Origin of the sequence: Marinomonas sp. S3726 (genome assembly GCF_000967665.1) — a bacterium.
Lineage (GTDB): Bacteria > Pseudomonadota > Gammaproteobacteria > Pseudomonadales > Marinomonadaceae > Marinomonas.
The window spans coordinates 150,961-177,643 of sequence record NZ_JXYC01000012.1; the positions used below are offsets into that span (position 1 = coordinate 150,961).

Genomic DNA, 26,683 nt, shown 5'->3' on the forward strand with positions numbered 1-26,683 from the left:
TTCGAGTGGGTGTTAGTCACTTGATGATATTTCTTTGTTTGAATCTAAATTGGATGTTAAATGACTGAAAATAAACCAGATTTTGGTGTTCTTCTTGTAAACTTGGGAACCCCTGATGCACCTACTGCAAAAGCAGTAAAAAAGTATCTAAGAGAGTTTTTATCAGACCCTAGAGTAGTTGATTTAACTCCCTTAATTTGGAAGCCCATTTTAAATCTAGTTATTTTAAATATCAGGCCGAAGAAAGTTGCCGAACTGTATGAAAAAGTTTGGTTTGATGACGGTTCTCCTCTCTTGGTTTTAGGTAAACGTTTAGCTCAGAAACTGGTTGCTAACTTTGATGAAGCGGGGCAAAACATTCCTATCGTGAATGCAATGACATACGGTAATCCAAGTGTTAGTGATGGCATAGCAGACTTACGCAAGCAAGGTGTTGAGAATATAGTTATATTGCCTATGTATCCTCAGTTCTCTGGTACAACAACTGCGGCTGTATATGATGCGGTTTTTAAATCTTTTTCTAAGAGCTCAGACTGGCCATCTCTTCACTTTATTCGTGATTATGCAAATCAGCCACTGTATATCAAAGCATTAGCGAATAGTGTCCGTAATCAGTGGCAAATCCAAGGTGAAAAGCGCCACTTGTTATTCTCATATCATGGCATTCCTAAGCGCTACGTTACTAACGGTGATCCATATGAGAAACACTGTAATGAAACAAGCGAATTGGTTGCTAAAGAATTGGGTCTATCTCCTTCAGAGTGGACTCACTCTTATCAATCTAGGTTTGGGCGTGAAGAATGGTTACAGCCTTATGCAGATGAAACACTTAAGACGCTGGCTCAAGGTGGTGTTAAGTCGCTGAATGTTATTAGCCCAGCCTTTGCTGTTGATTGTTTAGAAACACTTGAAGAGATTTGTTTTGAGTTAAAAGAAGTGTTTGAAGAGGCGGGTGGTGAAAAGTATGACTATATTTCTGCTCTAAATGATAATGATGATCATGCGGTTCTTTATCGCGAACTGATACTGAAAAATTCTAGCCAATGGTGTTCTGATAAATGAGTCAAACTGATAATAAATATGCCATCTCAACAATCGCTTTTGATGCTGATGATACCTTGTGGCGAAATGAAGAAATTTTTATGAAGGCACAAGAAACCTTTATTAATATGCTAACTGAATATCATGATGAGGCATATATATCATCTCATCTAGCTGAGATTCAGGTTAGAAATTTGTCATTGTTTGGGTATGGGATAAAAGGTTTCACTCTTTCTATGATTGAAACGGCAATTGAGTTATCCGAAGGGCGTATTAGAGGTCATGAAATTCATGACATTATTACTTTGGCTAAAGACATGGTTGCAGCTCCGATTCATCTTTTACCTCATGTGGTTGATACTGTAAAAGCTTTAAAAGGCAAGTATCAGCTTATGGTGATTACTAAAGGTGATTTGCTGGATCAAGAAGGTAAACTTGCTCGATCTGGAATCGCAGATTTGTTTGATTACATTGAAATAGTATCAGAAAAGAAACCATCCTCTTATCAGGATATCTTAACGCGTTACCAGATTCCAAAAGAGTCGTTTTTAATGCTTGGTAATTCTATGCGATCAGATGTATTACCTTTATTGGATATTGGTGTTAAAGCGATACATGTTCCATACCATAGTACTTGGGCGCATGAGCAAGTTGATGAGAGTGAACTGACTGCTTACGGTGAAATTGAAACATTTGAAAATATTTCAGAACTTTTGCCTTGGTTAGCAAAAAATGCTTAGTTATGACATTGAACAATTAGAGGTTGGCATGAAAAGAATAGTTGAAACGACGCTGATAGTATTTTGCTTAAGTGTTCCATATGTAAGTGCCGCCGATACGGATGTTGATAAAGCATTAGATAAAACGAAAGAGGGTGCGATCGAGTTATTTGAAATCGCAAAAGAGAAAAGTGCTCAGATTGGAGAAAACATACTAGACAAGAGTGCTGAGTTAGGTGACGAAGCTAATAAAAAAGCTGAAAAAACTGGAGAAGCTTTTTGGAATAAAATGAAAGAAATAGGTTCAGCATCTAAAAAGCTAGCTGAAGATGGCACAGAAAAGTTAAAAGATTTTGCATGTGATTTATCTGATAAGGCTTGTTTGGATGCTGCAAAACAAGAGTCACCTCAAAACCTAGATAATTCGATTTAGCGCTCCTTTTATGAGTAAAAAGAATGGCGGAACTTGGGAAAATGAATTTGTTAACCAAGACAGTGCTTACGTAGAAAAGGCTAGTGTTAGGTATCGCTGCCCCAAATGTCAGTCTTTTTTACAAAAACGTAATGGCAAAAAAGGAGAGTTTTGGGGGTGTAGTAGTTTTCCTGTATGTGATTACACTGCAAATGATGAAAATGGAAAACCTGTTCGTCAAAAACGATATCTTTGTCCAGACTGCCAGTCCCCTCTAAAAAAACATACGTACAAAGAAAATGTTTTTTGGGGGTGTACAAATTACCCTGACTGTAAGGTAACAATTGAGGATGAGGACGGAGTACCGACACCTCAAAAAAAATACCCTTGTAGGAAGTGTGGCCACTATCTAGTTAAGAAAAAAGGGCCCAAAGGGTATTTCTGGGGGTGCATTAAGTATCCAGAATGTCGTCATACACTAGATGACTTCGATGGCAAACCTAAATTAAAAAAATAACCCTGTTAAAAATTGCTGCAAAAATGCACAAGTCTTATTGGTATTGCTATTAAAGCGCGCCTTTTTACAAAACCTTCTTCTTTTTCTAATTAATGATAGCTAGAATGTCAGCTTGATTTAAAAGGGTGTTTAATGAATTCAACGAAATATGATCATGTAATCTTACTTGCTCATGGAAGCCCAGATAGTATCTGGAAAAAACCATTCCAATCCTTGCAACAAAGAGTAAGTGACGAGTATGGGGCAGGTAAGACAAGTTTGGCATTTATGGAGCTGACTGATCCTACTTTAGAGCAAGTTATCGCAGCGTTAAGTGATGACTGTCGACACATCGCTGTATTACCAATATTTTTAGCTGTTGGTAGGCATTTAAGGGTTGATGTGCCTGCTCAAGTTAAAGCTTTAGAAACGGATCAGTTGAAAATAGATTTACTCAAACCAATAGGCGATAGCCCTTTATTGCAAGATGCTATGTTGCAAGTGATTGCAAATCAACTGGGCGAAAGCTAGATGCATCATTACTTTCAACCAAGTTCCCAAGTTTTGACACAGGTATGATGATATATGCTCTTTAAGCATTTACCCGATGAGATATTTCAGGCCTTAAGTGGCTCAAACAAACAGCTAGTGGAAGCTGTACTGTTTGATTTATCAGATGTTTTTTATGATTACGCAGAAGACCCAATAAAAGATAAATCAACCATTATTGAAGCAATCGAAGATAGTTTGCATAAGGTTGATATCTTATCTTGGCAAGAAGATCAAAAAGAGTCGTTTGAATCCCCTAAAACCATTCATGATTATGCGCTGCGTATCTATCATAGATTAGTTAACACGGGCTGGCTGGTTGAAGAGCAAGAGCTTTACCGCGTTAGTGTGCTGATGACACCCCAAATCTCTATGCTGTTGAAATCTCTGGTTGAAATAAGTCGTCACGGTAAACGTAATTATGGTGCTACTGTATTAAGTATTTTAAGTAATTTAGAATCAGTGGCATTATCACCGTTAGAGCGCGGTGTAACGTTAAATCAGGCTGCAGCAGCTGCTCGTGATTTTTCTGCTCACCTCAATCAAATTCTCCTAGGTATTCGTTCTCTTCAGCGAGAGCTTTTTGCTAGCCGAGACCCAAAAGCGATAGTATCTGGTTTCTTCGAATTATTTGTCGAAGGGATCTTAATCGCAGACTATAAGACCCTTAAAACAAGCAACAACCCCTTTCGTTTTAGGCGTCAAATTTTAGAGTTAGTACAAAACTTCTTGGCAGACAGTGATTCTCTATATGCAATTTCTCAATGCTATAGCGAGCAACAGCTTATATCTATTGAAAAAGCTCAGGCGCTTGTAGAGAAAGACTGTCGTGCAATTTTACAAACCTTTAATAATATCGAGCAGCGATTAGAGCGAATTGATGAGTATAGGTACCGTCTAGAAAAGCGTGCCGCAGATACCGCTCGATATATGGACAGCTCTCGACCTGGTATGGCAACAAAAATTGCTAATATAATCACTAATGTTGCTCGTCATGAGTCGGTACCCGTTTTAAAGCAAATGTTAGGCGTTAAAGTGTTAGGTATGGAGTCGGCCGCGACACCAAGCCGAAGAAGAGAACCGCCAGCACCTAGGGTGGTAACACCTGCCAGTGTGTCAGAGAATGCAATTAAGATACGTGATGCACAAAGACGCTTCCATGAAGCTAGGCAAGTTACGGTTGCAAAACTACAAAGTTATCTGCAACGCCAAATGACAGAACTAGCAGAAAAGCATATTACTGAATTTAGCATTAATTCTGTTGAAGATTTTGTGTGCTTTGATCACTTGCGATATGTAGGTTCTTTGGGTGTTAATGCCAAAATAATTGAGAATGAATTCGAAATAAAATTTAGTGAACAGTATCTCGATGTGCACCAGTTTGTTGAGTGCCGAGAGTTTGTTGTGGTTCGCAGGAGATAGAAATGTTAAGAGAATTAAAAAAAGTTGTTGAAGAGTCTGGTAAAGACGCTCAAGAGTTTCAACAAGCTGCGAACTACTTGTTATCTCATCAGTTTGTTAGTGCTTATAAGCACGGACAGCGTAAATACTTCTTATTAGTAGAAGCATATCAAAATTATTTCTCGAACGTCTTTGATGCTTTGGGGATGAAATTATATGTAAACGAAAATGAAAGACTGTTAGGTTTGTTGCCAGTTGAAAGAGAAGCATTTGTGAGACTTAAAACTGATGAGACATTGTTTCTTTTAATCTTACGTCAAATTTATGAAGAGAAAATTGAAAACTTTGAAGTCGATAATGGCTTTGTAGCAACTAATACTCACGCTATCTTAGAAAGATACGTGCAATTAGTTAAGCGTGAAATTCCTACCGAAACACGCTTTAAAGATATTTTAACCTTGTTAAGTCGCCATGGTGTTTTGATAAAAGGTAAGGCGTACGAAGAAGATAGTAAAAACCTAGCTGTGCATGTCACACCAGTAGTTCGACTTGTTGTAACAGAAGCTTATTTACGTCAGCTTGAGTCTTTTAATGGTTCTGATCATGAACAAGACGAAGACCAAGATGAATCGATTCAACTAGATGCCACAAGTGAAGAGTAGGTAGAAAATGAAAAAACTTAGCAGAATTGTATTAGTTAACTGGTACCTACTCGGCGCAGAAGAAATCGAAATAAGAGGAAATACAGCGATTATTGGACCAACTGGTTCAGGTAAATCTTCTTTATTGGACGCTATTCAAACTGTCTTAACGGGTGCAAGTAAAAGGCACTTAAATTACAACGCTAGTGCCAATGATGGTAAAGCAAGTGGTCGAAGTATTCGTTCTTATATCTTGGGTATGATTGATTCTGGCCAACAAGATGCGAAAGTGTTTGGTACGTCGCCAAGACAAGATGCAGTGAGTTATTTAGGTTTGGTATTTACTGATTCAAATACAGGTAATGAATCAACTATTGGTTTAAGTTTGTCTGCCTCATTATCCTCTCCTGAAGAGGACGTATTAGGTCGTTTTGTTTTATCTAATTATGGTGTGGTGAAAGGCGACTTTATTGAAGAGCTTGAAGGTAGAAGCTTCAAAGCAAAACCCTGGTTAGATGTTCGTGAGGCTATGAAAAAGGTCTGCTTAGATCCATTTATTAAGTCAGGTAGTGCCTCTGCAACTCAATATATTAATCGCTACCTCGAAGAGTTAAGTCCAAGCCCTGATCAACTAATAACTTTAGATGGCTTTTTGAAAAACTTTAAAAATGCCCTTAAATTTGTACCTATTGCTTCACCAACTCGTTTTGTTCAAGACTTTGTTTTAGCTGAGCAGCCATTGCAGGTGAGTGCTTATCAAAAGTCTTTAAATGAATACAGACAACTTGAAACAAAAACTCAAGAAGTTGCAAAACGAATAGACGACTTAAACTTGATAGCGGTTGATTGCGAGAAAAAACGCCAACAAGAAAAAGCGAATATCAATTATCAATGGGTAGCAACAGAGGCGCGTTTTGATGAGTTAGGTAGTAAGCAAGATGAAATTCAGGATAAATATGAGGTTCATCAAGAGCGTGATGATGAAATTCAGCTTGAGCTAGGCACGCAAAACGATTTATCAAAACAACTTCAAAGCCAACTTGTTAGGCTTGAGCAGCAGTATGAACATTCAGATGTTGGTTTAAAGTTACAGCAGCTTGAGCAAAGTCGTAAATTACTAGATCTTCATGGGCAACAAGATAAGAAGAGTCTGTTGCAATGCAAGCAGATGCTGACCCTTTTGGCTTCTTTGTACGATTATGAAGATTTACTTTCTAATGAGATTCTTGGTTTATCAGCTCGAGCTGGTGACTTATACAAAAAAATAAACGATCAGGGACAGCTTGAGGTTGAATCGCACCAGTTTGATAAGGTTCTTGCGGAATTATCTAACTTACTAGATAGAGAAAAAACAGAACTCTTTAGACAAAGATCTGAGCTTAACCGGACCATTTTGAATCTAAAGGATGACTGCAAGCAGTTAGAGTCAGACGTTTCTTCCTTAAAAGGGGGTTCAAGTCCTTTATCAGGTAATACCAAAAAACTTATTTCTTTACTGAAGCAAACAGGTATTGAAGCAACCCCTTTGAGTCATTTAGCAGAAGTAACTGACCATAAATGGCAGGATGCGATAGAGGGATATCTTGGACAGCAAAGGGAAGCGCTTATTGTTAATCCTGAAGATGCTGAAGAGGCGATTAGGGTATTTAGGGCTCACCGTAAGCAGCTCATGGGTTGTCGAGTAATAGATACAACTCAAACTAGACTTTGGTTGAATCGTGGTGATAGATCATCCTTGTTACAATACATACGTTGTAATAATGATCATGCTCAAGCTTACTTGAATCGTCGCCTTGGTGGTATTAAGCCTGTCGATACAGAAAGGCAGTTGCTGCGTGAAGATAGTGCTATGACATATGATGGCATGCTGAAGCTTTCAGGAACGATTTCTACAATTCGTTTCACACCTCATATGATGGTTGGTATCAATACGGATGGAATGCGCCAATCACGTGAGTCTCAATTGCAAAAGTTGAGCGGTGAGTTGATGGACCTGTTGCAGACAGATCAAAGATTAGAGAAGGCTGATACATTATTAAGCCGTGTTGTGGCGAATCATCATGTTGATGCAGATGCTTTAAAACAACATAGTAATGCTTTAAATAAACAGCAGCATGATATTAGTTTAATTGATGATGAAATCCATTTGTTGCAACAAAAAGATGACACTGAACTGCAAGAGAAAATCGACCTGCTTAAAGAACGTATTGCAACAGTTGAGTTGGAACAAAAGAAACTGGACAGAGAGCGTCAACAAATTGCTGAGCAATACGGTAGTTTAAATACGCAAAAGGCTCAGTTAAGTGCCGCGCTATCCACATTGGATGAAGATAGAACGCGTCTTAAAAATCATCAATTCTATCAAGCTGAGTTTGCAAGTGAGCGTTATGAGCTTCTTGAATCAAGTATGGTCAATGGTGCTGCAATCTACAAAGAAGCCATGAGTAGGGCTGAAAAAGCACAAGAAAAAGCTCGTAATTTTGATCAAAAAGTCAGAAAAGAAGTCGCAGACCACTACGCTAAATATCATAACGCTGATATCGATTCTGATATACAACTAGACTATTTGGAGTCTCGTTTTGAAGAGTTTGAAAACTACATTCAGCATCAAGTAAAAGTACTATCTGAAACTGAATTAGCTCGTTACGCAAAAAGGGCTGAGTTAGCGAGAAAAGAGGCTGAAGAAACATTTAGAAGTGATTATGTTTCAAAACTGAAAGATTCTCTTGATCAGGTTGCTCATATAATCAGGGAATTGAATCATAGTTTAAAACGCCGTCCATTTAACTCAGAAGTGTATCAATTCAGATACTATGCAAATGGTGATATGAAGGATATTTTGGACTTGGTTGAAAGGTTTAGTAGCCAAGACCAAGCCAATGTTGGTGGACTGTTTGACCCAGCAAGTGCTGAAAATTCTGATCATGCAAAAGCAATAGAGTCTATTCATGAATTAATCAGTAATGAAGATAAGCAGCAAGATTTAGCTGACTACCGTAAGTTTTATAACTTTGAAGTTGATATTCTGGATCAAGAGGGTAATAAGAAAACAACTTTGAGCCAACGAATTCAAACTGGTTCAGGTGGTGAGCACCAAATTCCATTTTATCTAGCCATTGCTGCAGCTCTATCTACAACATACCGACTACATGAAACGGTAGAAGGCGATATAGTTGGCGGATTTTCATTAGCTATGTTTGATGAAGCATTCAATAAGATTGATATGGCAAAAACATCAACTTGTATGGGCTTTATGAAAGACATTGGCTTGCAAGTAATTGCAGCAGCACCAGATGATAAGCGAGCTGTAATGGCGGCAAACATGGATACCATTATAAGTGTTTGGCGAGAAGGTGGTGCTGTTTCTCTAGATGTATCTTATCCAAAATCTAAAGGACGAAAATTGTTAACAGGCCAAGTTGAAAATTTGGAAATAAGTTAATAATTGTTAGCAAATTTGAGTATTTATATGATAATTAAAGAACAAATCTTACAAAGTGTTACAAAAGCGTTTACTATAGAATATCTAGATGTTAAGAATGAAAGTTATATGCACAATGTGCCTGAGGGTAGTGAATCCCATTTCAAATTAACACTTGTTAGTGATGATTTTGTTGGGAAGAGATTAGTTCAAAGGCATCAAACTGTATATAAAGTATTAGCGCAACAAATGGGCATGATCCACGCCTTAGCGCTTCATATTTACACCCTTGATGAGTGGCAATCTAGACAAGAAAATGCCCCTTTATCTCCAAAGTGCCATGGAGGCGAATAGACTTTTAGTCATTTGTGAAGTGATATGAGTATAACGGTAACTGTTGAACAGAACTCAGAGCGAGTAGGTATTAGGGTTGTTGGCAGCTTCGACTTTTCATTGTTTAATGACTTTCGCTCTGCTTACTCCGATTATCTGACAGGGTTCAAAGAGCTTGTGGTTGATATGCAGGCTGTAGAATACTTAGATAGTGCTGCCTTAGGTATGTTACTCAGTATGCGTAATTCTGTTTCAAGTGATACGGATATCATAATTGCAAACTCAAATTCTTTTATACGAAATATTCTTATGATTTCTAGATTTGATAAAAGGTTTACAATAACTTAATGGACTTGAATAGCATGAAGCTACTGGTTGTTGATAGTGAAGAGATTTATCGAGACATTATTTCTACTTGTGTAGAATCTCGTGGCCTTCAAACTAAAACAGCAGCCTCTATGGATGAAGCGCTCGCATTATATAATGAATGGGAGCCTGACTTAATTACGTTAGAAGTCTTGTCTCCTTCTGGTGATGGCATTAAGTTGATAAAACAACTTAAAGATGTTGCCCAAGATAGAATTATCCCAATAATGGTGATTACCTTTAAGTCTGATGATGCGACAATGAATGCATGTATCAAGGCTGGAGCGGATGATTTTCTTGCGAAACCTTTCAATGATATTTTATTTAATACGCGTTTAAGCACACATTTGCGTAACGTGATGTTTAGTAAAGAAACTTTTCAGAAAAATCGCGACCTAATTTATTTTCAAAGTATGATTGAGCGTGAACATAGAATGGCGCACCAAGTGTTGGCGCATGCTATGGATCGTAGTGAAGATCATGATGAAAAGGTAGCTGTAACGCGATTAGCAGCAACAACCTTTAATGGTGATATTGCTTTGATAAAGCGTCGTGAAGACGGTGCGTTACTTTTGTTTGTTGGTGACTTCACGGGCCATGGTTTACCTGCATCTATTGGTGCTTTACCTCTTACGCAGGCTTTTTTTAAAGCAGCGAGTGATAATACCAGTGTTGCTCAACTGGCAAACCATTTTAATAGTATTTTAATCGACATATTGCCTGATTATATGTTTTGTGCGGCTTATATTATGTTGCTAAAACCAAATGATTGTTTAGAGTTTTGGGGTGGTGGTATGCCGCATGCTTTTATCATTGGTCAAGATTATATCGATATGGAAGGTATTCATTCCAAACATATGCCTTTGGGCATACTGTCTAGAGATGAGTTTGAAGACACAACAACTGAAGTAAACTTATGCTCTGGCTCAAGAGTTGTGATTGCCTCTGATGGTGTGCTGGAAATGTGTAATGATGAAGGTGTTATGTTGGGTGATGAGCAATTTAAATCAATTTTAGCTAGTCCTGACAACTGTATTTCTGTTGAAAGCTTTCAGTCGGCTTTAATAGAGCAATTACTCTCTTATCAAGGTAAAGCAGAGCAGCTTGACGATATAACACTTCTTTCTATTAATACATAAGAATAACCAAATTTCACTAGGTTATTCTTATGTTTAATTTGTTACTTTTTCTTGCTTTTACTCTTGCCTGTCTTCTTTTTGTTGTTTGTATTGCGCTTGTTGTGGTTAGGCTTGTTTGTCTTTTTTTCTGGCTCTGTTCTTAGGGCAAGATAAAGATCTGTCACAACTTCAGGAATCTGTTCTATACAAGATTGAGTTAATTTTTGATTGCTTTTTATTTGGCTAACTTCTTCGTCTTCGAATAGATCAGAAGCAACCATAAAAGGAAGGAGTAATTCGGCAATCGCGTCTTCCTTATCGTTTTCAAACCAAAAACGTTCGGTTAAAAACACACCTTCCATAAAGCCAGAAGCCCACTCTTGTAATTCGCTCAGTTCTTCAGGGTTTTCTGCAAGTGTAAGTTCACAAGGGACAATAAATTCATCTTCAGACTCTAGCTCTTTTTGTATGTCTAGGTGAAGGCGCTCTAGAAGTGTTGTGATTTGTTTTTCTTGCTTTTCGTTGGAGAAGTTTGGAGTTTGTTCAAAAATGATCTCCATCCAATTTTTAGGCGGATGGGCTGCTGGGCAAACACTTAATGCAGTTAAAAAGCCATGGGCCATTACAAAATTTTGGCACTCTTCGTGAACAGAATCTGATTCTAAAAAGTCTTCTAATGTTTCAAGTTCTAAATCATCAAGTGGTTGATGTGACATTTTTTAATCCTACAAAAATAATGGCGAATATTTTAACTAAAAGATTTATGAAAATCGATGCGAAAATAATGACTTTATAAGATAATCACTTATCTATGAAAATGATTAAGCAGTTATTAGAAAAATTTGGCCATCAAGACTTTTTGCCGCTTCAAGAAGAAGCGATAAAAACCATCATCGATGGACAAGATTTGTTGTTAGTATCCCCAACAGGGGGGGGGAAATCACTTGTATATCAGCTTCCTGCATTAAGGTTAGAAGGTGTGGCTGTTGTTGTATGTCCTCTGTTAGCGCTTATGTCACAGCAAGTTGAGAAGTTGAAATCTATTGGTGTAAGAGCTGAGTTTTTAAACTCTACTTTAAACCCTGGTGAACAAGATGACCTGGCTTATTCATTAAGAGCTCAGTCAATAGACCTACTTTTTTTATCTCCAGAAAAGCTGTTGCAACCATCCGTTATTGGTTTGTTAGAGCATGCAAAGGTCTCATTCTTTGCAATTGATGAAGCCCACTGTATCTCTCAATGGGGTCAAAGTTTTCGGCCGGAGTATGGCAGTTTGGGCTTGATCAGAAAAAACTTTTCAAATGTGCCTATTGTCGCAATGAGTGGCAGTGCTGATACAAAAACACAATCCGAGATTTTACGATCCTTATCTTTGCAGTCGCCAAAGATTCTTCAGCAAAGTTACAACCGAGAGAATATAGAGTTAACCATCTCTCAAAAGCGTTTAGCTAATAAACAACTATTGAACTTTATTAATCATGAGCCACATCTTGGTTCAGGGATTGTTTATTGTCGTTCCAGGCGCAAGGTTGAAGAGCTAAGTCTTTGGCTTAATGAGCAAGGTATAACTAGTCTTTATTTTCATGCAAACATTTCTGACAAAGATAAAGAAAAGAATCTGAGATTATTTTCTAAGAATGACAATATCGTTATGGTTGCAACGTCTGCCTTTGGGATGGGGGTAGACTTCGATAAAGTACGTTTTGTTGTGCATATGGATCTCCCAAATAGTGTTGAAAACTATTATCAAGAAATTGGGCGAGCAGGGCGTGATGGTCGTTCTGCAAGAGCGCTACTTTTGTATGGTTTACAAGATATGCAAAAGCTATTGCAGTTTGAGATGGAAGTGAATTTTACCTCTGAATCTGATTGGCAGAGAACATTAGCCTTTTGCAAAATATTAGAGCAAAGAGGCTGTAGGCGTAAGAGTCTTTTAGCGCATTTTGGTGAAGAAATCCTTGATTGCGGGAATTGTGATAGATGCAAAAATAAAGAAATAGAGCACAATGTCACTATAGCTGCTCAAAAGTTTTTATCTTTATTGCATAAGACTAAAGGGGGGGTTCCGTTTGGCGTTCTAATTCAAATTTTATTAGGAAAAAAAACAAAAGCCGTAGACTCTTGTTTTGGTCAGGCGATGAGTCTGTTTGGTCAAGGAACTGAGCTTAATGAAACTAGTTGGAAAAAACTGGTTCGTTACCTGATTGCAAATGAATATATCATGATACAGCAATTTTCACCTTTTCAGCTCGCTCTTCATGAAAAAGCAAAAGCTATTCTTAAGTCTAACATTCAGGTGGTGATTAATGAGGATTACTTCCATCCTAATCATGAAGTTTTGCCTATGCCAGAATATAAAAAGAAATTAATTCAGTGGCATACAAACACTGGAGAAGAGGTCTTCTCACCTAAGCAGTTAGACCTAGTTGCAGAGCATAAACCTAAGAGTTTAGCTGCGATGAGTCGGCTGACGGGGCTTGCTAAACATGTTTTGGAGCCTCTATCACCACCTATTTATGGCTCATCAAGTATTGGCGCTATTAGCTAATGCATAGAGAGGAGTTTGAGCTATCAGTGACAGAAGCTGTTTTATCATCAATTGCTAAGGCAAATAGATATTTTCAAACAGATATTAAGATGGTGAATATTAAATTTAATCAAAGGGGGTCTGCAGCAGGTACAGCCTATTTACAGCGACATGAGGTCAGATTTAATTATGATATGTATCTGCAAAATCCAAATGAGTTTTTGAAAACAGTTATACCTCATGAGATTGCTCATATTTTTGTTTATCAATTATTTGGACCTAAAGTTAGGCCTCATGGTAAAGAGTGGAAGAGCGTGATGCTTAATGTTTTCAACTTAATGCCGAGTCGAACCCATAACTTTTCGGTTAAAGCGCCACTTAAGAGTTTTCTTTATGAGTGTGACTGTATGGAACATGCTTTAACCATTAGACGGCACAACCGAATACTTAAAGGTAGTGAATATCAGTGCCGTAAATGCAAAGGAAAGTTGAGGGCAAAGTAAATTTATCCTCATATCAAGAAGATATTAATTTGATATGAATCATTATTAAGGTATTATCTTGGCAAAATTTATCGCTATGTTTGCTTGGAGATGATATGAACAACACACTTAAACTTTTTGCTGGATTTGCTATGGGTTTAGCAACCGCTGTAATGGCTAATTTCGCGCCTATGATAGTGCCTGCAATGTTAGCTGTAATAGCCGCAGCTGTAATTATCGATTCTCTTGGAATCAACAAGCAAGCATAATGCTTTTTAGGGCTAACTTAGTTAGCTCTATATATCCTTTCTAATTCTCCCTTCGTAAAAATTTCTTTTTATTTCCCTAATAGATTCAATTAATTGGATGCGGTGGATTTGTTACTGTTGTAGAATGTCGCTATTTGTAATTATGTGAAAGTAGCAATGGATTTATCAACGAGCCCGAAAGAAAAAACAGAACTAAATAAGCTTCATAAGCGCTTAAGAAGGCAAACTGGACAAGCAATCGCTGACTTCAATATGATAGAAGATGGTGACAAGGTCATGGTCTGCTTATCTGGTGGTAAAGATTCTTATACTATGTTGGAGATTCTTAGAAACCTCCAAGCAAGTGCTCCAATTGAATTTAGTATTGTTGCTGTTAATTTAGATCAAAAACAACCTGGTTTTCCTGAGCATATTTTACCTGAATACTTATCTTCAATTGGCGTTGATTTTCATATTCTAGAACGTGACACTTATAGTATCGTTAAAGAATTAGTGCCAGAAGGGAAGACGACCTGTGGTTTGTGCTCTCGTTTAAGGCGTGGTTCTTTATATGGCTTCGCAGATGAGATTGGTGCAACTAAAATTGCCCTTGGTCATCATAGAGATGACATATTAGAAACTTTGTTTTTGAATATGTTTTTTGGTGGGAAAATCAAGTCAATGCCACCTAAGCTGTTAAGTGATGATGGCCGTCATATGGTGATTAGGCCGTTAGCTTATTGTAAGGAAAAAGATATAGAAGCTTTTTCTGAGTTAAAAGAATACCCTATTATTCCTTGTAATCTTTGTGGCTCTCAAGAAAATTTACAGCGTCAAGTAATCAAAAATATGTTACAACAATGGGATAAAGAATACCCGGGCCGTACCGATACGCTTTTTACAAGTATGCAAAATATCGTACCATCGCATATGGCTGACACGAGTTTATTTGATTTTAAAGATTTATCTATTAGTCCTGATGCCTTAGATAAATTAAATATAATTTCACTATAGGATATATTGATGAGTTTTAATAAATATGCAATTACATTTGCGCTTGGTTTGTTAAGTGTTGGAGCGAATGCATCCAGTGTTTCAGGTACATTATCTGACGATACGGCCAAATTAAATGCGTCTTTAAGTATTGATCCAATAGAAATAGAAGCAGGCGCCTTATATCTCTCTGAAGGCGGTAAGTCTGGTTATCTTGGTGTAATGATAGTTGATAAAGCAGATCCTATTGAAGTAGGTGTTGGTGCTAGATTGCGTGCTGTGGAAGGTGATTTAGGTGTAAATGACTCTGGTTATGCCATTGGATTAGGTGGTTACTACCGTTATATTATCCCACAAGCTAACCGTGTGAGCTTGTATGCTTCTGGTTATTACTACCCTGGACTTTTTACCTATGGTGATATGAAAAGACAGCATGAGGCTGATCTAAGGGTTGAGTATTATGCAACACGTAATGCAAGAATTTACTTTAGCTATAGTGTTGTTAAGACAGAATTTAATGATTATAGTGACAAATATACATTAGATGAAGGTGTGCACTTTGGTGTAGCAGCTTATTTCTAAATAAGGTTAGTTGATATAAATAAAAAGGGCGCTAGATTAGCGCCCTTTTTTTATTCGCCTTCAAAGGCGCAAAGACTATAGACAGGTATCTCTAAGTCGCTGATGATTTCACTGCCTTTCAAATCAGGAAGATCAATAATTGCTGCAACTTCCTTAATATTAGCGCCTTGTGATTTTAATAGGCTGATAGCAGCAGTCAGAGTGCCACCTGTAGCGATTAAATCATCAAAGAGTAATACTTGGTCACCTTCAGATACTGCACCTTCTTGAATTTCTAGCTCGGCTTCCCCATACTCCAAGGCATACTTTTGAGAAATTGTTGCACCAGGTAGTTTGCCTTTTTTTCTTACCAAAATTAATGGCTTCTGTAGCTCATAAGCGAGTATTGAAGCAATTAGAAAGCCACGTGCATCAATGCATGCGATGTGACTAATATCGGTTGAAATGTATCTGTGAATATAAGCATCGACTACCATTCTCAAACCCTTAGGGTCTGAGAATATAGGAGTAATATCTCTAAAGCTGATCCCTTGTTTTGGCCAGTCTTCAACGGTTTGGATTAAAGATTTGATGTAAAAATCATCGTAAAGCATTATATCGCCTTGTATTAGCTATTAAATGCTTTCAATTTTATCACAATCTTCTGACATGCCGATTAGTTTTTGCATTTGATCTAGGTCGATAATGCTAATTTCTTTACCGTCTACTTGGATCATGCCGTTTTTTTGGAATCGAGTAATGACTCGACTAACGGTTTCAACAGCTAAACCTAAATAGTTGCCAATTTCACCTCGTGACATAGCAAGTCTAAATGATGTGGCAGAGTAACCACGCTTTTTAAAGCGAGCACTTAAGTTAAGTAGCAGGGAGGCAACTTTCTCATCAGCATTTTTCTTGCCAAGTAACACCATCATTTGTTGGTCGTCACAGATCTTACGGCTCATTACTTTAAAGAGCTGGTGCTTAAGAGTTGGGATTTGCTCAGAAAGCTGCTCCAAATGAGAAAATGGGATTTCACAAACCGTTGTTGTCTCGAGAGCTTTTGCAGAAACTGGGTAAATGTTTTTATCGATACCGCTTAGGCCAAGTAATTCGCTTGGGCAATAAAAGCCAGTAATTTGTTCTTCACCGGAATTCGTAATGTTAAACGTTTTTAGTGTACCTGTTCTTACTGCATACACAGACTCAAATTCGTCTCCCTGACGAAATAAGATGTCTCCTTTTTTCAAAGGTTTTTTGCGTTCAATGATCTGATCTAATCGATTCACATCGTCATCAGCTAAAGAAATTGGCAGGCAAAGCGCGCTTAGGCTGCAATTTTGACATTGAGATGTAAGCTTGCTGTTAAATCGAGCGTTGTTAAGAGCTACAGACATAATGATCTCCCTGAACTTGATCTATGTTTCTAAATTACTTTAGAGTATGAAATTACGTTATTTAAATATTTATCAAAAGTCATGCAAATACAGCGGATTAAAAGTCTTCCTGAGTCAGTTACCTTTATATGGAGGTTTGGCTCATTTGTTAACTCAATAATGCTGTCTTCTTCTAGTTTTCTAAGTTCTGATAGCTCATTTTTAAAGTAATTTGAAAATACAATATTAAACTCACTCTCTACATCACTTGAATCTAGTTCAAAGTTGCAAATTAAAGACATAATTACCTTATGTCTTATTTGGTCGTCACGATTACTCATGTATCCCTTCATAATCGCTAACTGGCCGTTCTCAATGCTTTTGCGATAATCTTTTGTTGCCGTATGGTTTTGAACATATGTATTGCCTATTTGGCTAATGGCTGATGTGCCGAAAGCCAATAGGTCACAGTTTGCATGTGTCGTATATCCTTGGAAATTCCGTTTCAACTCTCCTTTATTTTGTGCTTGTGCCAACGCATCCTTGGGTTTGGCAAAATGATCCATTCCTATGTATTGATAGCCCGCACTGGTAAGCATATCTATGCATAATTTAAGAATGGCTAATTTAGTATCTGTGTCTGGGAATTGATCTTCTGGAATCTGTCTTTGTGAGGCAAAACGCTTAGGTAAATGTGCATAGTTAAATACAGATATTCTATCTGGATCAAGTTCGATGACTTGGTTTAGCGTATGTTTAAAACTTTCTACACTCTGATATGGGAGCCCATAAATAAGGTCAAAGTTTATTGAATGATAGCCAAGTTGACGGCTATGCTGCATTAGGCTGTCGATTAGCTCATAGCTTTGTATGCGGTTAATGGTTGTTTGAACTCTTTTATCAAAATCTTGAATGCCGAAGCTTAGTCGGTTAAACCCTAATTCTCGAAGAGCTTCTAGTTTTTCTAGGCTTACTTCTCTTGGGTCAACCTCAATGCTGTATTCACCTTTGTCATCAGATAGCAGGTTAAATTCTTGCTTGATATAGCTGATTAGTTTTTTGAAGGCTTCAACTGATAAAAAAGTAGGTGTGCCGCCGCCAAAATGAAGTTGTTGAACTTCTCTTTCGTTGCTAAGCATCAAGGACTTTAATCTGATTTCTTCAATTAAAAGCTCTAAATATTCATCACCCTTTTTATAATTTGATGTGATGACTTTGTTGCAAGCACAGTAATAGCAGAGCTTTGCGCAGTAGGGTACATGGAAGTAAAGGCTCAATGGCTTGTTCGAGGGCGTAAGCATTTCTTCAATTAATGAAAGTTTGCTAATACTGCTATTGAATTGGGGTGCAGTAGGGTAAGAGGTGTATCTAGGACCCGAAATATTATATTTTTGAATGAGTTGTGTATTCCAGAGCATCTAAACGTCCTATTAAAAATTCTTATAGTATTTTAACTGCTAAGGAGATTTAAAAATTGATATATGTCAGTATTTTGGTTGGCGTGTTTTATAAATATAGTGCTATCGAGTAAATACGTCTTGTATTAAGTTTTGGAAAAAAGGAAATGTCCATACGGCGTAAATGAGCATAAAGATTCCACTGACAGTGTTGAGGTGATACTGCTTCCAGCTATCTTTTAGGCTTTTGCTGAAAATTCCAGTTGCTAGCATAGCAGGCATGGTGCCAAGGCCAAAAGCAAGCATAAGTATAATTGCTTCTAGTGGAGTTGATCTTGCTGAAATCCAGATTAGGCTTGAATAAACGAGGCCACAAGGAAGCCAGCCCCATACGAAACCTGCTAAAAATGCCTGTTTACGAGTTCTGATGGGTAATAGTTTTTTGGCAAAAGGTGAGATATATTGCCAGCCAAACGAACCAAGCTTTTCAACTTTGAGTATTAATTGCGACTGTTTTAGGAGATAAAGTCCCATTAAGAAAAGAATTGTTGCAGCTATGGTTCTTAGTGCATAGCTTGCACTTTCATAATAATCTGTAAAAGACTGGAAAAAAAAACTAAAGATAAGCGCTAAAATTGTATAGCTAGTAATTCGACCTAGATTATAGTTTAGTTGGGTTGTTAATAAGCCTTTGTTGCTAGATGTATTGAAGGATAAGGCGCTTATAATTCCGCCACACATTCCAAAGCAGTGACCAGCGCCGGCAAGGCCAATTAAAAAGGCGGTTAGGAGATCAAATTGGCTCATTTTTCTTTATCGTTATCATCTTCTTCAAAGAGAATTCTTTGACCTTCGCGGTCAAGGTCTTCAAATTGGTCCTTTTTTACAGCCCAAGTAAAAATAGCGACAGCAATAAAAACAAAGACTGCTGCAATAGGAATTAGCAGATATAAGCTTTCCATTTTTTCTCCAACAAATTATCTAGATAGTCGACTAGCATTAAGTGCGACGAGTAAAGAGCTAAGAGCCATACCTATCGCTGCAGCCCAAGCCGGAACATAGCCTAGAATTGCTGCAGGTAGCATGATGGCGTTATAGCTAGCTGCCCAAAACAAATTCTGTTTTATGATGATTTGGCATTTCTTAGCTAGCTTGATCGAATGATTAATTGTTTCAATTTGGCTATTTATTAAGACAGCATCAGCATGGATTTTTGCCAGATCAGAGCTTGCGGCCATGGCAATAGAGGTGTTTGCTCCAGCAAGAGAGGGTACATCATTTAATCCATCTCCCACCATTAATATGTTAGCTTTGTCTTTTTGTGTGTTGATCCATTGCCATTTTTCTTCGGGTGAAACTTGGCACTTAAAATGATCAAACTTTTCTGGTTTTAAAACTGATCTTGCTGACTCACTTGTATCACCAGTTAGCAAGCTCACTTGAATTTTATTGTTTCTTAGGTCGCTTATTGCTTCTTGGCAGTGAGGTCTTAGTCTGTCTTGTAGATAGATGGTTCCAATGACACCAGTATTTTCTTTAGCTAAATATAAGGTTAACCCAGTGAATTCAGAAGGGCTTGTTTTTATATTCTTGCTCAAGCTAGAAACAAACTTTAAGTTACCTAAAAGGTAACGCTCACCATTTATTTTTCCTTCAACGCCTAAGCCTGTGTGATTAATTATATTCTCAGCTTGAATAGGCGATGACTGTCTAAATGCTTTTGCGATTGGGTGAATTGACTCTCTTTCAAGTGCGCTTGCTATTTGAAGACAAAACGTATCATCAGTAGAGTCAATATGACTAATGTCGAACTGACCATGGGTAAGTGTGCCTGTTTTATCGAATATTATGTGACTGCATTTTGCAAGTGACTCAATTACGTGGCCACGTGTGACTAATAATCCAAATTCTTTTAGCTTATTTGTTGCTGATGTGAGTGCGACTGGTGTCGCTAAAGAAAGTGCGCATGGGCATGTTACAACCAATACACTAATCATTATCCAATAGGCCTCATCTGAGCCTGCAAGTGTCCAACCTATAAATGTTAGGCTTGCACATATGAGTACAAGAATGACGAAGTAATGAGCTACATTGTCAGCAATCTTAGCTATTTTAGGTTTTTCACTTAACGCTCTATCTGTAAGTCGTTCGATTGCAGCTGCTCGTGTTTGTTTACCAATAGCAGATACTAGTATTTCAATATTTTGTTCAACATTTATGGTTTGAGCAACCACATTGTCGCCAACAGCTTTGGTGATAGGGAGGTATTCTCCTGTTAGGCTTGATTCATCAATACTGGTGCTACCTTTAGAAATGATGCCATCTACAGGAATATTTTCACCTGATTTTATCAATATGGTGTTACCGAGTGATATTTTGCTTAACGGGATTTCTTTTACAGGTTCGTTTTCTTTAATTAACCAGGCGCTTGATAGCTCTTGTTGGTTACGGTTATTGCTATAAGATTTATGTCTTGCTGCTTCTTCTAGAAAACGACCTAATAGTAGAAAGAAGGTAAACATTGTAACTGAGTCAAAATAAACATGCCCAGTCTTACTAAGCATTGAATATATGCTTGCAGTGTATGCAAGTCCTATCCCCAGGGAGACGGGCAAATCCATTGTAAAGTGACGTGTTTTTAAATCCCTTAGGGCAGCTTTAAAGAAAGGGAAGCCTGAATATAAAACTACAGGTGTGGCAAATGCAAAACTTAGCCAACTTATTAAAGTTTTAAGGCTTTGGTCCATGCCTTGAATGTCACCAGCATAAAGCGCTATGGCGCTCATCATTACCTGCATCATGCCAACGCCCGCTACACCGAGGCGTATAATGGATGTTTTTTTAGCTTTTTTGATATCTATATCGGTTTGGTCTGCACGATAAGGGCTTGCCTGATAGCCAAGAAGCTGTACTTCTTCTGCAATATCAGTGATTTCAATTTTGTTTGGTTGCCATTCAAGAGTGGCTAAAGAGGTGCTTAAATTAATATGAATACTTGAAATGCCTTCAAGTTGTTGAAGTCTAGTTTCAATTAGCCAAGCGCAGGCCGCACAAGTCATGCCTTTAAGGCTAATTTGAATATGATGAATATCACCGTTCTCAAATACATATAAAGGATAGAGATCTGGGTCTTTGATTAATGAGAACTTATTGTCTAGCTCGGATGTGTTTTGAGCGTTTTGAGCTTTTTCGGTTCGATGTTGATAGTAGTTGCTTAAATCTGCACCTTGAATAAACTCTGCAATGGCTTGGCATCCATAGCAACAGAAATCGACAACTTGGTTGTCGATTTCACTTTGGATATTTAGGTCTTTCGGGACGTCTTCACCGCAATGGTAGCAAGGCTCTTGACTCATAATTTAAATTGAGCGTAATTAGAATCAGTAAGGTTTAATCTTGCGCCAATTTGCCAGCCAACAGCTGATTCCAAGTATAAATTCCAAATGCCTGAAATAGACTTTTTGAGGTTGCCTCTATATTGATTATCGGCAATACGATTTAAGGTCAAGGTGAAATCTTTATCCGAAATAGCTGAGTTAAAAAAGTTAAGTGTTAGGGTTTCTTCTTGAGCATTTTGACTCGTTAGAATAACTTCGCCTGTGGTGTTATCGATAACAATTGAAGCTCCGATATTAAGCTCGGCGGCCAGGTTACGTTTATCTAAAACTGTGTTAATACCTAGGCCTTCTTTATAGTAGTTGTCAACGACCATGTCATTGGGTGAGTTTAAAGCATATGAAATTTGTATTACGGCAACAAACATAGAACTTACAGGAATAGCTATAACAAACCAGGGCCAAAACTGTTTATACCAAGGGGTCGGTTTCACTTAAAATTTTCCTCTCATTAAGGTGCCCAAAAGGGCACCTTTGTTTAAGTGTGTTAGTTTACAGGGCCAAGGAAACGGCTTTCTGTGGTTTTACTAACATTAAAGTTTTCATCGATAGAGCTAATAGTAAAACTGATTTTGTTCTTTTGTACTTTCAAAACATGAGGTGGAACCTGAATTGAAAGGGGAATAGAGCGAACTTCACCAGATGTTACGTAGATTTTCTTGCGGCCTATTACTTTAATGCCATCCAAGCCTTCAACTTCAAGTTTGAAAGTGTGGTCTGATTGGTCCATATTCATTACTTTAATGGTATAAATATTTTCAATCATGCCGCTAGGGGTCGTATTATATAGGCGATTTCTATCCTTTAAAACATCTAATCCAAGTGCTTCACGATCTGTCGCAATATAAGCAAAACTAATTACCATAATAAATAGTGCTATGGCGTATCCAATAGATTTTGGTCTCCACACTTTTGTCTTTTTCCCTTCTAGGCTATTTTCAGTGGTGTAACTGATTAAACCTTTAGGGTAGTTCATTTTCTCCATTACTGAATCGCATGCGTCGATACATAATGCGCAGCCTATGCACTGTATTTGAAGTCCTTCACGGATGTCTATGCCAGCAGGGCAAACATGGACACATTGATTACAGTCGATGCAATCGCCAAGGTTAAGTGCTTTTAGATCTGCACGACGCTTACGTTTGCCGCGGTTTTCCCCGCGAGCTTCATCATAAGAAATTACCAAGGTGTTTGTATCAAACATAACTGATTGGAAGCGAGCATAAGGGCACATGAAAGAGCAAACTTGCTCTCTCATCCAGCCTGCAAATAAATAAGTGGCACCCGTAAAAAATGCGATCCAAAAATAAGCCCAAGGGTGTGCTTCTAGAGTGAATATTTCAATGGAAAGCTCACGAATTGGGGTGAAGTAGCCAACAAATGCTAGCCCTGTTAAAGCTGAAAACAATACCCACAGAGCATGCTTGTTGAATTTCTTAAAAAACTTAGAGCGCGACATTGGTTGCTTATCAAGGGCAATACGTTGGTTACGGTTGCCTTCAGTTTTTTCTTCAATCCACATGAAAATCATGGTCCACACTGTTTGTGGGCATGTGTAGCCACACCAGACTCGACCAAAAAGTGTAGTCATTAGAAATAAAGCGAATGCCGCTATGATTAACAGCCAGGCGAGCAAGACAAAATCTTGTGGCCAGTAAGTAACATTGAAAATATGGAATTGACGACTAGGGAGGTCAAAAAATACAGCCTGACGATCGCCTAAATTAATCCATGGTGTTAAAAAGTAGCCTGCCATCAAAACCCAAAGAATCTTAGTCCTTATAGATTGAAAGAAGCCTTGAATTCGGCGGGTATAGATTTTTGTTCGTTTTTGATAAAGGTCGTATTCAACAACATCATTATCTAGATTCTTTAATGGAATCTGCTGACTCATAGCCATTCATCCTGTAAACAGATTAATAGAAAGTGACAGGAGAATAATACAGAAAAGAAGAGAGGATCGAGTGTGACATGGTGTCACACTCGAGAAGAAGCATTACTCTTGATGAGAAAGGCTGTATACGTAAGCAGAGACAATGTGAGTTTTGTCTTCACCTAAGATTTCATTCCATGCTGGCATTTTGCCTGCACGTCCGTTACGCAACGTTTGCATAACTTGCTGCTGAGTGCCGCCATATAACCAAATATCATCAGTTAGGTTTGGTGCGCCGAACAGTTTATTACCTTTACCATCTTGGCCGTGGCAAGCAACACAGTTTGCGGCAAAAATATCTTTACCTTTTGCGACTGCGTCGTTGTCAGTAGCTTTACCTGAAAGGCTTAGTACGTATTGAGTGGCATCGTTGATGCCTTGCTCGCCAAGACTTGCGCCCCATGCTGGCATAGCTGCTGTTCTACCGTGTAAGATGGTAGTTTTGATTTCGCTTGCTTCACCGCCATATAACCAATCGTTGTCAGTTAGGTTAGGGAAGCCGTAGCTGCCAGTCGCTGCTGAACCGTGACAAATTGCACAGTTATTTGAGAATAAGCGTTGACCTAGGCGCATTGCCTTTTCGTCTTGGCTTAGTTCAACAAGGTCTGTACTTTGGTATTTAGCAAATAAAGGCCCAAACTCTTGTTCCGCTTTAGCAACTTCACGCTCGTATTGGTTGATTTGAGTCCAACCAAGTAAGCCTTTAAAGTTACCAAGACCTGGGTAAAGGGCTAGGTAGATAAGTGCAAAAACAACAGTAATGACGAACTTCCAGTACCACCAGCGTGGTAGTGGGTTGTCAAGCTCTTCAATGCCGTCATAAACGTGTCCTGTAGTAGGTACTTCACCGTTAGGGTGTTTTTTATTACTACGAACACTCGCTAGTAACCAGTAGCAGCCAAAGATAGAGCCAAGTGTGATGGCAATAATCCAGGCGCTCCAAAAAGGAGTTAATTCATTCATTTTTGTTTATTCTCCACGGATTGCTTTTTGGGCATATCTTCATCTTCATCAAAAGGAAGGTTTGCAGCTTCATTGAAGTCACCTTTCTTTCTTTTGCTGAATGCCCATAACGTAACAGCGATAAAAGCAACGAATGCTAATACTGTTGCGATACTTCTAAGCGTATTAATGTCCATAATTGAGTCCTAGCGTTTGATTACTGTGCCAAGTTGCTGAAGGTAAGCAACTAGGGCATCAATCTCACGTTTGCCACGAACGTCTTCTTTCGCTGTTGTAATCTGCTCATCGGTGAAAGGTACACCAACAGAGCGTAGAGCTAGCATCTTGTCTGCAGTTGAGTTGCCATCAAGAGTGCTGTTAAACAACCAAGGGAAAGAAGGCATGTTTGACTCAGGTACAACATCACGTGGGTTGTATAAGTGAGCACGGTGCCATTCATCACTGTAACGTTGACCAACACGAGCTAGATCAGGGCCAGTTCGCTTAGAGCCCCAAAGGTGAGGGTGATCGTAAACAGATTCACCAGCAACACTATAAGGTCCATAACGTTCAGTTTCTGCTCTGAATGGACGAATCATTTGTGTGTGACAGCCAACACAACCTTCGCGGATATAGATATCACGACCTTCAAGCTCTAATGCTGTTAAAGGTTTTAGGTTTTCCACAGGCTGAGTGGTTTTTTGCATAAAAAACAGAGGTACGATTTCTACCATAGCACCGAAGCTGATTGCTACGATGATTAGTGCAATCATAAGGCCAATGTTCTTTTCGATTATTTCATGACGCATTTAAAAGCCCCTTATGCTGCTTGTGTATTTGCTGTGTTTGCAAGCTCTTGCTCTTTTTGGCAAGCACGTACAGTAAGGTAGGTGTTAACAGCCATTAATAGCATACCTGTTAAGAATAGAACGCCACCAATTACACGTACTGTCCAACCTGGCTTACTTGCATCAACAGCTTCAACAAAGCTGTATACCAAAGAACCGTCTTGGTTAAATGCACGCCACATTAGGCCTTGCATAATACCGTTTACCCACATTGAAGCGATGTAAAGTACAGTACCAATTGTTGCTAACCAGAAGTGAACGTTAATAAGTTTGATTGAGTGCATTTCACCAGCTTTACGGCCAAATACTACAGGCATCATATGGTAAACAGCGCCGATACTAACCATTGCAACCCAGCCTAAAGCACCAGCGTGTACGTGACCAATGGTCCAGTCAGTGTAGTGTGAAAGCGCGTTAACTGTTTTGATAGCCATCATTGGGCCTTCGAAGGTAGACATACCGTAGAAAGACAATGAAACAACTAAGAAACGTAGGATAGGGTCAGTACGTAGCTTGTGCCAAGCACCTGAAAGTGTCATTACACCGTTGATCATACCACCCCAAGAAGGTGCAAGTAGAATCAAAGACATTACCATACCAACACTTTGAGTCCACTCAGGAAGTGCAGTGTAATGTAAGTGGTGAGGGCCAGCCCAGATGTAAAGGGAAATCAACGCCCAAAAGTGAACGATAGACAAACGATATGAGAATACTGGACGACCAGTTTGTTTAGGTACAAAGTAGTACATGATACCTAAGAAACCAGCTGTTAAGAAGAAACCTACAGCGTTATGACCGTACCACCACTGTACCATGGCATCAATTGCGCCAGAGTAAATGGAGTAGGACTTAAATAAGCCAGCAGTCACAGATAAGCTGTTGAAAATGTGAAGCACTGCTACAGTTACGATGAATGCACCGAAGAACCAGTTAGCTACATAAATGTGCTTCATCTTACGTTGCATAATAGTGCCAAAGAAAACAACGGCATATACAACCCAGACGATAGTAATAAGAATATCGATAGGCCACTCTAATTCAGCGTACTCTTTAACTTGAGTAAAACCTAAAGGTAGAGTGATTGCCGCAGCGACGATAACTGTTTGCCAACCCCAAAAGGTAAAGCTAGCTAAAGTATCAGACCAAAGACGCGCTTGCGTTGTTCTTTGTACTACGAAATAAGACGTTGCGAAAAGTGCGCAACCGCCGAATCCGAAAATTACTGCGTTAGTGTGTAATGGTCGTAAACGACCAAAGTGTAGATATTCAATACCTGCGAAAATGTCTGGCCATACGAGTTGTGACGCGATTAATACGCCTAACCCCATGCCAACGACACCCCAAACGACTGTCATGATGGTGAATGCACGCACCACACTATAGTTGTAGGTTGGATGATCAAAAGCTGTGCTCATAGTTTCTTCCACAATCCACGAAGAGTGATTGACCTTGTAATTAATTGAAATGCCCGTATTAAGTTACTT

29 protein-coding genes are annotated in these 26,683 nt (G+C 38.5%); 16 read left to right on the forward strand and 13 right to left on the reverse strand.

All coding sequences use genetic code 11. The annotated features are described in order from the left end of the window. The first annotated feature begins 60 nt into the window (after nucleotides 1–60). The 11 genes from hemH to TW85_RS11380 all read left to right on the forward strand — a co-directional run bounded on the left by hemH (nucleotide 61) and on the right by TW85_RS11380 (nucleotide 10,518). Nucleotides 61–1,062 carry a ferrochelatase gene (hemH, locus tag TW85_RS11330; protein WP_046017226.1) on the forward strand — a complete coding sequence of 334 codons (1,002 nt, stop codon included), beginning with the start codon at nucleotides 61–63 and terminating at the stop codon, nucleotides 1,060–1,062. After that, nucleotides 1,059–1,781: an HAD family hydrolase gene (locus tag TW85_RS11335; protein ID WP_046017227.1), complete on the forward strand. Its 723-nt coding sequence runs from the start codon at nucleotides 1,059–1,061 to the stop codon at nucleotides 1,779–1,781. Before hemH ends, TW85_RS11335 begins: the two co-directional genes overlap by 4 nt. A gap of 28 nt (nucleotides 1,782–1,809) precedes the next feature. Then, nucleotides 1,810–2,193: a hypothetical protein gene (locus tag TW85_RS11340; RefSeq protein WP_157196934.1), complete on the forward strand. Its 384-nt coding sequence runs from the start codon at nucleotides 1,810–1,812 to the stop codon at nucleotides 2,191–2,193. A gap of 10 nt (nucleotides 2,194–2,203) precedes the next feature. Next, nucleotides 2,204–2,689 (forward strand): topoisomerase DNA-binding C4 zinc finger domain-containing protein, encoded by a 486-nt coding sequence (locus TW85_RS11345; protein WP_046017229.1) that lies wholly within the window; start codon nucleotides 2,204–2,206, stop codon nucleotides 2,687–2,689. 132 nt (nucleotides 2,690–2,821) lie between these two features. Then, the gene (locus TW85_RS11350; protein WP_046017230.1) at nucleotides 2,822–3,199 is read left to right on the forward strand and encodes a CbiX/SirB N-terminal domain-containing protein; all 378 of its coding nucleotides are present in this window, start codon (nucleotides 2,822–2,824) and stop codon (nucleotides 3,197–3,199) included. 54 nt (nucleotides 3,200–3,253) lie between these two features. Continuing rightward, nucleotides 3,254–4,639, forward strand: a complete 1,386-nt coding sequence (locus TW85_RS11355) for a Wadjet anti-phage system protein JetA family protein (protein ID WP_046017231.1) — start codon at nucleotides 3,254–3,256, stop codon at nucleotides 4,637–4,639. A gap of 2 nt (nucleotides 4,640–4,641) precedes the next feature. After that, a complete protein-coding gene (locus tag TW85_RS11360; protein WP_046017232.1) occupies nucleotides 4,642–5,280 on the forward strand; it encodes a DUF4194 domain-containing protein in 639 nt (212 codons plus the stop codon). Between the two features lie 7 nt (nucleotides 5,281–5,287). After that, nucleotides 5,288–8,701, forward strand: coding sequence for an SbcC/MukB-like Walker B domain-containing protein (locus TW85_RS11365; protein ID WP_046017233.1), 3,414 nt, complete (start codon nucleotides 5,288–5,290; stop codon nucleotides 8,699–8,701). 27 nt (nucleotides 8,702–8,728) lie between these two features. Next, nucleotides 8,729–9,034 (forward strand): BolA/IbaG family iron-sulfur metabolism protein, encoded by a 306-nt coding sequence (locus TW85_RS11370; protein ID WP_046017234.1) that lies wholly within the window; start codon nucleotides 8,729–8,731, stop codon nucleotides 9,032–9,034. A 24-nt stretch (nucleotides 9,035–9,058) separates the two neighbouring features. Next, nucleotides 9,059–9,361, forward strand: a complete 303-nt coding sequence (locus tag TW85_RS11375; RefSeq protein WP_046017235.1) for an STAS domain-containing protein — start codon at nucleotides 9,059–9,061, stop codon at nucleotides 9,359–9,361. Nucleotides 9,362–9,375: 14 nt separating this feature from the next. After that, entirely contained in the window at nucleotides 9,376–10,518 is a 1,143-nt protein-coding gene (locus TW85_RS11380; RefSeq protein ID WP_238326205.1) for a fused response regulator/phosphatase, read from the forward strand. A 41-nt stretch (nucleotides 10,519–10,559) separates the two neighbouring features. Here TW85_RS11380 and TW85_RS11385 read toward each other — a convergent pair whose 3' ends face one another. Continuing rightward, on the reverse strand, nucleotides 10,560–11,213 hold the full coding sequence (locus TW85_RS11385; protein WP_046017237.1) for a YecA family protein: 654 nt from the start codon (nucleotides 11,211–11,213) through the stop codon (nucleotides 10,560–10,562). 95 nt (nucleotides 11,214–11,308) lie between these two features. Here TW85_RS11385 and TW85_RS11390 point away from each other — a divergent pair, with 95 nt between their 5' ends. From TW85_RS11390 to TW85_RS11405, 5 genes are all read left to right on the forward strand, one after another. Then, complete coding sequence (locus tag TW85_RS11390) at nucleotides 11,309–13,045, forward strand: ATP-dependent DNA helicase RecQ (RefSeq protein WP_046017238.1); 1,737 nt, start codon at nucleotides 11,309–11,311, stop codon at nucleotides 13,043–13,045. 26 nt (nucleotides 13,046–13,071) lie between these two features. Next, entirely contained in the window at nucleotides 13,072–13,527 is a 456-nt protein-coding gene (locus TW85_RS11395; protein ID WP_238326206.1) for a SprT family zinc-dependent metalloprotease, read from the forward strand. 95 nt (nucleotides 13,528–13,622) lie between these two features. Further along, the gene (locus TW85_RS26155) at nucleotides 13,623–13,775 is read left to right on the forward strand and encodes a hypothetical protein (RefSeq protein ID WP_157196935.1); all 153 of its coding nucleotides are present in this window, start codon (nucleotides 13,623–13,625) and stop codon (nucleotides 13,773–13,775) included. 156 nt (nucleotides 13,776–13,931) lie between these two features. Continuing rightward, nucleotides 13,932–14,768: a tRNA 2-thiocytidine(32) synthetase TtcA gene (gene ttcA, locus TW85_RS11400; RefSeq protein WP_046017240.1), complete on the forward strand. Its 837-nt coding sequence runs from the start codon at nucleotides 13,932–13,934 to the stop codon at nucleotides 14,766–14,768. Between the two features lie 9 nt (nucleotides 14,769–14,777). Further along, on the forward strand, nucleotides 14,778–15,329 hold the full coding sequence (locus tag TW85_RS11405; protein WP_046017241.1) for a YfaZ family outer membrane protein: 552 nt from the start codon (nucleotides 14,778–14,780) through the stop codon (nucleotides 15,327–15,329). 50 nt (nucleotides 15,330–15,379) lie between these two features. Here TW85_RS11405 and TW85_RS11410 read toward each other — a convergent pair whose 3' ends face one another. From TW85_RS11410 to ccoN, 12 genes are all read right to left on the reverse strand, one after another. Then, a complete protein-coding gene (locus TW85_RS11410; RefSeq protein ID WP_046017242.1) occupies nucleotides 15,380–15,922 on the reverse strand; it encodes an adenine phosphoribosyltransferase in 543 nt (180 codons plus the stop codon). Between the two features lie 21 nt (nucleotides 15,923–15,943). Continuing rightward, nucleotides 15,944–16,705 carry a fumarate/nitrate reduction transcriptional regulator Fnr gene (gene fnr, locus TW85_RS11415; protein ID WP_046017243.1) on the reverse strand — a complete coding sequence of 254 codons (762 nt, stop codon included), beginning with the start codon at nucleotides 16,703–16,705 and terminating at the stop codon, nucleotides 15,944–15,946. 29 nt (nucleotides 16,706–16,734) lie between these two features. After that, a complete protein-coding gene (gene hemN, locus TW85_RS11420) occupies nucleotides 16,735–18,102 on the reverse strand; it encodes an oxygen-independent coproporphyrinogen III oxidase (protein ID WP_046017244.1) in 1,368 nt (455 codons plus the stop codon). Between the two features lie 102 nt (nucleotides 18,103–18,204). Continuing rightward, entirely contained in the window at nucleotides 18,205–18,888 is a 684-nt protein-coding gene (locus TW85_RS11425; RefSeq protein ID WP_046017245.1) for a sulfite exporter TauE/SafE family protein, read from the reverse strand. Next, nucleotides 18,885–19,043 (reverse strand): cbb3-type cytochrome oxidase assembly protein CcoS, encoded by a 159-nt coding sequence (gene ccoS / locus TW85_RS11430; protein WP_046017246.1) that lies wholly within the window; start codon nucleotides 19,041–19,043, stop codon nucleotides 18,885–18,887. The genes TW85_RS11425 and ccoS overlap by 4 nt, the downstream gene beginning before the upstream one ends. A gap of 15 nt (nucleotides 19,044–19,058) precedes the next feature. After that, entirely contained in the window at nucleotides 19,059–21,437 is a 2,379-nt protein-coding gene (locus TW85_RS11435) for a heavy metal translocating P-type ATPase (protein WP_046017247.1), read from the reverse strand. Next, nucleotides 21,434–21,910: a FixH family protein gene (locus tag TW85_RS11440; protein WP_052702110.1), complete on the reverse strand. Its 477-nt coding sequence runs from the start codon at nucleotides 21,908–21,910 to the stop codon at nucleotides 21,434–21,436. The genes TW85_RS11435 and TW85_RS11440 overlap by 4 nt, the downstream gene beginning before the upstream one ends. A gap of 53 nt (nucleotides 21,911–21,963) precedes the next feature. Beyond that, nucleotides 21,964–23,370, reverse strand: a complete 1,407-nt coding sequence (gene ccoG / locus TW85_RS11445) for a cytochrome c oxidase accessory protein CcoG (protein ID WP_046017248.1) — start codon at nucleotides 23,368–23,370, stop codon at nucleotides 21,964–21,966. Between the two features lie 102 nt (nucleotides 23,371–23,472). After that, nucleotides 23,473–24,372 carry a cytochrome-c oxidase, cbb3-type subunit III gene (gene ccoP / locus TW85_RS11450; RefSeq protein ID WP_046017249.1) on the reverse strand — a complete coding sequence of 300 codons (900 nt, stop codon included), beginning with the start codon at nucleotides 24,370–24,372 and terminating at the stop codon, nucleotides 23,473–23,475. Continuing rightward, the gene (locus TW85_RS11455) at nucleotides 24,369–24,548 is read right to left on the reverse strand and encodes a CcoQ/FixQ family Cbb3-type cytochrome c oxidase assembly chaperone (protein ID WP_046017250.1); all 180 of its coding nucleotides are present in this window, start codon (nucleotides 24,546–24,548) and stop codon (nucleotides 24,369–24,371) included. Before TW85_RS11455 ends, ccoP begins: the two co-directional genes overlap by 4 nt. 9 nt (nucleotides 24,549–24,557) lie before the next feature. Then, nucleotides 24,558–25,160, reverse strand: a complete 603-nt coding sequence (ccoO, locus tag TW85_RS11460) for a cytochrome-c oxidase, cbb3-type subunit II (RefSeq protein ID WP_046017251.1) — start codon at nucleotides 25,158–25,160, stop codon at nucleotides 24,558–24,560. A gap of 11 nt (nucleotides 25,161–25,171) precedes the next feature. Then, complete coding sequence (gene ccoN / locus TW85_RS11465) at nucleotides 25,172–26,614, reverse strand: cytochrome-c oxidase, cbb3-type subunit I (RefSeq protein ID WP_046017252.1); 1,443 nt, start codon at nucleotides 26,612–26,614, stop codon at nucleotides 25,172–25,174. Between the last annotated feature and the right edge of the window lie 69 nt (nucleotides 26,615–26,683).

Coding starts and splice junctions, on each gene's coding strand:
- hemH (WP_046017226.1), top strand. CDS start 61: ATGACTGAAAATAAACCAGATTTTGGTGTTCTTCTTGTAAACTTGGGA.
- TW85_RS11335 (WP_046017227.1), top strand. CDS start 1,059: ATGAGTCAAACTGATAATAAATATGCCATCTCAACAATCGCTTTTGAT.
- TW85_RS11340 (WP_157196934.1), top strand. CDS start 1,810: ATGAAAAGAATAGTTGAAACGACGCTGATAGTATTTTGCTTAAGTGTT.
- TW85_RS11345 (WP_046017229.1), top strand. CDS start 2,204: ATGAGTAAAAAGAATGGCGGAACTTGGGAAAATGAATTTGTTAACCAA.
- TW85_RS11350 (WP_046017230.1), top strand. CDS start 2,822: ATGAATTCAACGAAATATGATCATGTAATCTTACTTGCTCATGGAAGC.
- TW85_RS11355 (WP_046017231.1), top strand. CDS start 3,254: ATGCTCTTTAAGCATTTACCCGATGAGATATTTCAGGCCTTAAGTGGC.
- TW85_RS11360 (WP_046017232.1), top strand. CDS start 4,642: ATGTTAAGAGAATTAAAAAAAGTTGTTGAAGAGTCTGGTAAAGACGCT.
- TW85_RS11365 (WP_046017233.1), top strand. CDS start 5,288: ATGAAAAAACTTAGCAGAATTGTATTAGTTAACTGGTACCTACTCGGC.
- TW85_RS11370 (WP_046017234.1), top strand. CDS start 8,729: ATGATAATTAAAGAACAAATCTTACAAAGTGTTACAAAAGCGTTTACT.
- TW85_RS11375 (WP_046017235.1), top strand. CDS start 9,059: ATGAGTATAACGGTAACTGTTGAACAGAACTCAGAGCGAGTAGGTATT.
- TW85_RS11380 (WP_238326205.1), top strand. CDS start 9,376: ATGAAGCTACTGGTTGTTGATAGTGAAGAGATTTATCGAGACATTATT.
- TW85_RS11385 (WP_046017237.1), bottom strand. CDS start 11,213: ATGTCACATCAACCACTTGATGATTTAGAACTTGAAACATTAGAAGAC.
- TW85_RS11390 (WP_046017238.1), top strand. CDS start 11,309: ATGAAAATGATTAAGCAGTTATTAGAAAAATTTGGCCATCAAGACTTT.
- TW85_RS26155 (WP_157196935.1), top strand. CDS start 13,623: ATGAACAACACACTTAAACTTTTTGCTGGATTTGCTATGGGTTTAGCA.
- ttcA (WP_046017240.1), top strand. CDS start 13,932: ATGGATTTATCAACGAGCCCGAAAGAAAAAACAGAACTAAATAAGCTT.
- TW85_RS11405 (WP_046017241.1), top strand. CDS start 14,778: ATGAGTTTTAATAAATATGCAATTACATTTGCGCTTGGTTTGTTAAGT.
- TW85_RS11410 (WP_046017242.1), bottom strand. CDS start 15,922: ATGCTTTACGATGATTTTTACATCAAATCTTTAATCCAAACCGTTGAA.
- fnr (WP_046017243.1), bottom strand. CDS start 16,705: ATGTCTGTAGCTCTTAACAACGCTCGATTTAACAGCAAGCTTACATCT.
- hemN (WP_046017244.1), bottom strand. CDS start 18,102: ATGCTCTGGAATACACAACTCATTCAAAAATATAATATTTCGGGTCCT.
- TW85_RS11425 (WP_046017245.1), bottom strand. CDS start 18,888: ATGAGCCAATTTGATCTCCTAACCGCCTTTTTAATTGGCCTTGCCGGC.
- ccoS (WP_046017246.1), bottom strand. CDS start 19,043: ATGGAAAGCTTATATCTGCTAATTCCTATTGCAGCAGTCTTTGTTTTT.
- TW85_RS11435 (WP_046017247.1), bottom strand. CDS start 21,437: ATGAGTCAAGAGCCTTGCTACCATTGCGGTGAAGACGTCCCGAAAGAC.
- ccoG (WP_046017248.1), bottom strand. CDS start 23,370: ATGAGTCAGCAGATTCCATTAAAGAATCTAGATAATGATGTTGTTGAA.
- ccoP (WP_046017249.1), bottom strand. CDS start 24,372: ATGAATGAATTAACTCCTTTTTGGAGCGCCTGGATTATTGCCATCACA.
- TW85_RS11455 (WP_046017250.1), bottom strand. CDS start 24,548: ATGGACATTAATACGCTTAGAAGTATCGCAACAGTATTAGCATTCGTT.
- ccoO (WP_046017251.1), bottom strand. CDS start 25,160: ATGCGTCATGAAATAATCGAAAAGAACATTGGCCTTATGATTGCACTA.
- ccoN (WP_046017252.1), bottom strand. CDS start 26,614: ATGAGCACAGCTTTTGATCATCCAACCTACAACTATAGTGTGGTGCGT.